This is a genomic window from Clostridium tarantellae (genome assembly GCF_009295725.1).
GTDB lineage: Bacteria > Bacillota > Clostridia > Clostridiales > Clostridiaceae > Sarcina > Sarcina tarantellae.
Genome location: NZ_WHJC01000232.1, coordinates 1 through 5376, shown reverse-complemented (window position 1 = coordinate 5376; position 5376 = coordinate 1). Strand labels below are relative to the sequence as shown.

Genomic DNA, 5376 nt, shown 5'->3' with positions numbered 1-5376 from the left:
TTTAAGATTTTTTTGTGAATTATCACAATAAATAATTAATTATTATAAAAATGAAAAAAAATTATATTTATAATTATTTAAAAATAATATATTCTTAAAAATCCTAAAACAATTATATTTACATTATAAAAAATATGATATATCATTTAATAGAACAAACGTTCTTTGGAAGTGATATATTAATTTTTATAACATATATGATATACTTTATAAGTTAAATTTACTTAGGATAAATAAAGGAGTGTTTTGGGAGATGGATCAATTAGAATTAGAGTTTTTTAAAGAAATGGTTAAACTAATAAAAAAAAAGAAAAATAGAAAATAATATTTTGAATAAAATAAAATAGCAGTAAAAAAAATATTACTGCTATTTTATAAAATATTAATTTATATAATTCTATTTTTGGTATAAAAATGTTTTAAATCAGTTTTAAGTGCTTTTAATAAAATAACTTCTATTTCATTTAAGTGTTCTAACTCTATTTTATTAAATAAATTTTTAAAATCATCATCTTTTAGTTTATTATCTCTTAAATTTTCCCAACAGTTTAATGCAGATTTTAATGCTTTAAAATCTTCTCTAATTTCCATTATTTCTATTGGTTTTTCAATTCCGTATAACCACCATTCTTCTGGTTTTTCACTTAAATCTACTAATTTATATAAAACTGTTTTCGATGGTTCTCTTTTTCCAGCTTCTATTAAACTATAGTAACTTTTAGACAACTCTAATTTTTCACTAAATTGCACTGCATTTAGTTCTAAAGATTCTCTAAACTCCTTTAATCTATTACAAAAATCCATTTTTTAAACTCCTTCTTAATTTAGTAACTGTTAATTATCTTAACTAGATTATATTTAAATTTAACCATTTTGTAAAGAATGTTTACTTATAGGGAAATTTCATTTTTAAATGAAAACTAGTTTGCCAATTAGAAAACAATAGAAATTATAAGATATTAGGAGCATTTGGGTATAAAATAAATATAATATTAAAATTGATAATAATAATAATTTTACAACAATGAAAACTAAGTAATATAATTAAAGAAAGAAAAAGAAATAAGTTTTGAAAATAAATGTAAACTTAAATTTTATATATGGAAAAATGATTGGAGGAAAAATATGATAGATGAATTAGAATTGGATTTTACAAGAGCTTTATTAGAATTAATAAAAAAAGAAAAGGAAGAAAAATCTAATGATTAATGTTTTATATGAAAAAAACTTTATAAATAAAGTAATAAATAAAACAATTGAAAATATATTTGAAAATCCAAATATTTCTTATTATACTGCAATTCAGAATGCAATAAGTTATTATGAAAAGAAAATTATAAATTTATAGGAAGTGTTAATATGAATATTTTAGGAGTACCATTTAAATCTTTTAAAGAAAAAATAAGAATAGTACAAGCTTATGAAAAAAAAGCAAAAGTAATTATATTAGATAAAATAGTTTATATAGAAATGAAATAAATGTAATGCTTTATGTATGATTATTAAAGGAAATTATACATAAAGCATTATTTGAAAAGGAAGTGGAATGCTTGGAAGCAATAAGAATATATGAAATAGAAGAAGCTATGAGAAAATATTATGAAGATAAAAAATTATTAGAATTGTTAAGAATAAAATTAAAAAATTTAAATAATGATATTAAAGATCTAAAGGAAAAGCTAGAATTAGGTAAGATAGAATTTAATACAGATATTAGTGCTCAAAATTATGATTCTACAGGAGATAGTAGCAATGAAACTCATGGTATAGAGGTAGAAATAGAGAGAGCATATTTTAGATTAGAAAAGTTATTAGAAAGAAAAAAAATTCAAGTAATAGAAACTGAAAATCAAATATATGATATTAAAACAAAAGTTGATTGTATAACTGAAAGTATAGAAGGACAAATTGGATTAAATACAACATTAAAAGAAATATTAGATTTAAGATATAATAGAAAATATTCAATGAAGTATATAATAAATAAATTTTATAGTGGATCAAATGCAACAGCATATAGAGATAGAGATAAAGTATTAGAATCTGTGGAATCTATAATAAGATTAAATGGACTAAATATATTTTAGAAAAAATAGTGAGAGAGTTTTGGGAGACTTTTGAGAGAAACTTGAGAGACTTTTGAGAATTTTCAAGTAAAAAATGTGTTATAATTATTATAGTGAGAAAATTAAATAAACCCTTTGGTTGGGGATTACATAAAAAGAGTTTGAAATTTATTCAAGCTCTTTTTTTATATGCAATATAATTAATATTTATAAATAGGCTTATTTTTATGAATTATTAATTGAGAAAAAACTATTTAGTTAGAAAAAGGAAGAAAATAAGAGAAATATGAAAAAAGATAATAATAATTTAAAAGAAAAATATAAAGACATAATAATATAGTTATGTTAAGAAAACATTAATTATTATCAATAAAAAGGGAGCGATAGTATTAAAAATGATATAGAAGGATTTAAAAAAAGTCAGTTAAGTCAAAATAAAAGTGAATTAACAATTAAAAGTTATGAATATGATTTAAAAGATTTTTTAAGGTTTTTAGATCTTAAAGCAGATTATGAAAAAATAGAAAAAATTCCTCATGAAGAAATGCAGCTCTTAATAAATAGATATATAAATAAAATAAAGCAAATTTTAAAACCTAAAACAATAAATAGAAGATGTGTAGCTATAAATAAATATTTAAAATACTTAAATATAGATTGTAGAGCTAAAAGTGTAAAGATACAGAAAAAACTATTTTTAAATAATGTAGTTACTAAAAATGATGTAAGAAAGTTATTAAATGTATGCAGTAATAAAAGAGATAGAGCTATCATTATAACCTTATTTGGAAGTGGTTTAAGAGTATCAGAACTATTGAAATTAACAGTAAAAGACATTAATAAAGAAGAGATAATTATACATGGAAAACATGATAAATATAGACAAGTATTAATACCAATAGAAGTTAGAATAGCTTTAACAGAATATATAAAAATAAGACCTAAAATAAGTGAGGATCAATTATTTATAGGTAAAAGAGGACCAATAAAAAGAAATACAGTAAATATGATATTAAATAAATATGCAAAGAAAGCAAAAGTTAAAAAACAAAAAGTACATCCTCATAGTTTTAGACATTTATTTTGTAAAAACTTAGCTGATAATGGTATTGGAATTGATGTTATAGCTGATTTAGCAGGACATACAAATGTAGCAACAACTGCTATATATACTCAAAGAAGTAAAAATGAATTACAAAGCGTTTTAGATAGTACATTTACAATTTAATATTTATAGTTTTACATAATGAGGGTATGTTAAAGTGATATTTTTAAAATCTATTCTAAGGTGCATTATATAAATGCTTGAAAGGGATTAAGTGAGTTTAACACAATATGACATATGTCAAATTAATTGTATAATATATTTATGAAAATTTAAAGTGAGGAGAGAACAATGGATATATTATATTTAGAAAATGAAAATTTATCAGAAGAAGAAAGTTTAAAGCTTTTATTACAATTAAATTCTCCTAATTTTATAGAAAAATTAGATGCAATTCTTAAACCTAAAGTATACTCTTATGATATGAGTGAACAATTATTTATTGATGTTTGGGAGAAATATGGTAAACCTAAAGAAATAATAGATATAAAAAAAATAAATGAAATATTTCAGGAGATTGCAAAATTAAGCAAAGGACAAATATTAATAGATCATTATTCAAGTATAAATTTTGATCATATTACTAGAATAGAGTTTAAGGAACCATATATATTTATTCACTGGAAAGATTTTAATGATTTAAGAAAGAAATATTTGGATAAAAGTATTACTGAAGAAGAAATGAGAGATTGGAAAATTTGGGGATATTCTACTCATAATTATATGATGATGCATATAGATAAAATTAAGTTTATACAATATAAAAATCATATATATATATTAATATTATCTAATTTAATTCCTGAAAAAGAAGTTAAAAAACAATTGTTAAAAAACAATGAAAAAATTAATGTTGAAGATAACATTGAAGAATTATATAGTGAGTATATGTTTTTTGAAGGCAATAAATCAGACTTTATAAAACACATATGTGTAGTAAGTAATTTACCTTATTATACTTGTTTAATTCAACCTAAGGAAAATTGTAACGAAGCAATTTATTCTAAATTTATATTATTAAAAGAAACCTTTAATAATATAAATGAAAGAATGAAAAATGTAAAGAAATTGTTACTTTCTTTGGAGGAAAGTGATAATGATGCAATAATTGCTCAAGGTAATAGTATAAGAAGAATTTTTGAATATTCTTTAAAACATTTTTGCGTATATAAAGAAATTGATTTGAAAATATATGAAAAATATGGACATGTTACATTAGGCGACTTAAAAAAAGTTTTAAAGGAAAATTATTTAGATATTAATCAATCAATAATAAATACAGCTAATAAATTATCACATGATAGTGGAATTACAGTTAGACGACAGGAAGTTTTAGAGTTTTGGGAAAAAGTAAATATTATAATAGAAAATTTACAAAAAGAAATAATAAAAGAGCTTTCATAAAGAAAGTTCTTTTTATTTTACCTAGAAAGGTGGTGATAGTAATGAAAGCTAAGGTTAGAAAATTAGTAATGCTTACTAAATGGAATGAAAAGAATGATATGGTTTGTGGTTGTTTATTAAGTAATCCATTATGTAGTAGATGTAGGGATTGTGAGGAGTTAGAGGTTACTATTAATCCTTATGAAGATATAGAAGAATGTTTAAAAAATCAAAGAGCTTATAAAAGAATTCAAGGATCATTAAGACAGAAGTGATTGGAGGTTATTATGTTTAAAGATATTCCAAGTGATGAAGAAGTTAATAAGTTTTATAAATCTTATACCTGGGTTAAGGTTAGAAAAAAAGTTATGCTAAGAGATAATAATGAATGTCAAAGATGCAAGGAGCAAGGTATGTTTTCCATTGGTCAATGTGTTCATCATAAAAAAGAATTAAAGAAGCATCCAGAGTTAGCTTTAGATATTAATAATTTAACCGTTTTATGTAATAAATGTCATAATATTGTTCATGAAAAGGGTGCACCAAAAAATAAGAGAAAATGTCTAACTGAGGAGCGTTGGTAAGTAGCCCCCCATGTCTGAAAAGTGGCTTGTTTAAAGGGCTGTAACGGTCGGGGTTACCTAGTGGCAAGAGAAAGATTTTAATTTCTTACATGAGGGGGGGTGCACCCTATAAAAAAAAGGGTGCAAAAAAGTGATTTTTTTAATTATAAAAATAGAAAAGAGGTGGTGATTTTGAATGAAAGAGAAACATTAACAATTAGCGAAAAGGCACATAATGACTACATTAACGGAATGAAGT

7 protein-coding genes are annotated in these 5376 nt (G+C 22.2%); 6 read left to right on the top strand and 1 reads right to left on the bottom strand.

The annotated features are described in order from the left end of the window. Positions 1 to 387 precede the first annotated feature (387 nt). The gene (locus tag GBZ86_RS12180; RefSeq protein WP_152891035.1) at positions 388 to 804 is read right to left on the bottom strand and encodes a helix-turn-helix domain-containing protein; all 417 of its coding nucleotides are present in this window, start codon (positions 802 to 804) and stop codon (positions 388 to 390) included. 397 nt (positions 805 to 1201) lie between these two features. Between GBZ86_RS12180 and GBZ86_RS17255 the strand changes: the two genes are divergently transcribed. The 6 genes from GBZ86_RS17255 to GBZ86_RS12155 all read left to right on the top strand — a co-directional run bounded on the left by GBZ86_RS17255 (position 1202) and on the right by GBZ86_RS12155 (position 5138). Next, positions 1202 to 1348, top strand: coding sequence for a hypothetical protein (locus tag GBZ86_RS17255; RefSeq protein WP_170272237.1), 147 nt, complete (start codon positions 1202 to 1204; stop codon positions 1346 to 1348). 202 nt (positions 1349 to 1550) lie between these two features. Continuing rightward, positions 1551 to 2087 (top strand): hypothetical protein, encoded by a 537-nt coding sequence (locus GBZ86_RS12175; protein WP_152891033.1) that lies wholly within the window; start codon positions 1551 to 1553, stop codon positions 2085 to 2087. A 367-nt stretch (positions 2088 to 2454) separates the two neighbouring features. Next, positions 2455 to 3294, top strand: coding sequence for a tyrosine-type recombinase/integrase (locus GBZ86_RS12170; protein ID WP_327445139.1), 840 nt, complete (start codon positions 2455 to 2457; stop codon positions 3292 to 3294). A 168-nt stretch (positions 3295 to 3462) separates the two neighbouring features. Continuing rightward, positions 3463 to 4575 carry a hypothetical protein gene (locus tag GBZ86_RS12165; RefSeq protein ID WP_152891029.1) on the top strand — a complete coding sequence of 371 codons (1113 nt, stop codon included), beginning with the start codon at positions 3463 to 3465 and terminating at the stop codon, positions 4573 to 4575. Positions 4576 to 4616: 41 nt separating this feature from the next. Continuing rightward, complete coding sequence (locus GBZ86_RS12160; protein WP_234885165.1) at positions 4617 to 4829, top strand: hypothetical protein; 213 nt, start codon at positions 4617 to 4619, stop codon at positions 4827 to 4829. A 12-nt stretch (positions 4830 to 4841) separates the two neighbouring features. Next, positions 4842 to 5138, top strand: a complete 297-nt coding sequence (locus GBZ86_RS12155; protein WP_152891027.1) for an HNH endonuclease — start codon at positions 4842 to 4844, stop codon at positions 5136 to 5138. Positions 5139 to 5376 lie beyond the last annotated feature (238 nt).

What these genes read in the sequence shown, in the direction of transcription:
- GBZ86_RS17255 (WP_170272237.1), top strand. Translation starts at nt 1,202, where the DNA reads ATGATTAATGTTTTATATGAAAAAAACTTTATAAATAAAGTAATAAAT.
- GBZ86_RS12160 (WP_234885165.1), top strand. Translation starts at nt 4,617, where the DNA reads ATGAAAGCTAAGGTTAGAAAATTAGTAATGCTTACTAAATGGAATGAA.
- GBZ86_RS12165 (WP_152891029.1), top strand. Translation starts at nt 3,463, where the DNA reads ATGGATATATTATATTTAGAAAATGAAAATTTATCAGAAGAAGAAAGT.
- GBZ86_RS12180 (WP_152891035.1), bottom strand. Translation starts at nt 804, where the DNA reads ATGGATTTTTGTAATAGATTAAAGGAGTTTAGAGAATCTTTAGAACTA.
- GBZ86_RS12155 (WP_152891027.1), top strand. Translation starts at nt 4,842, where the DNA reads ATGTTTAAAGATATTCCAAGTGATGAAGAAGTTAATAAGTTTTATAAA.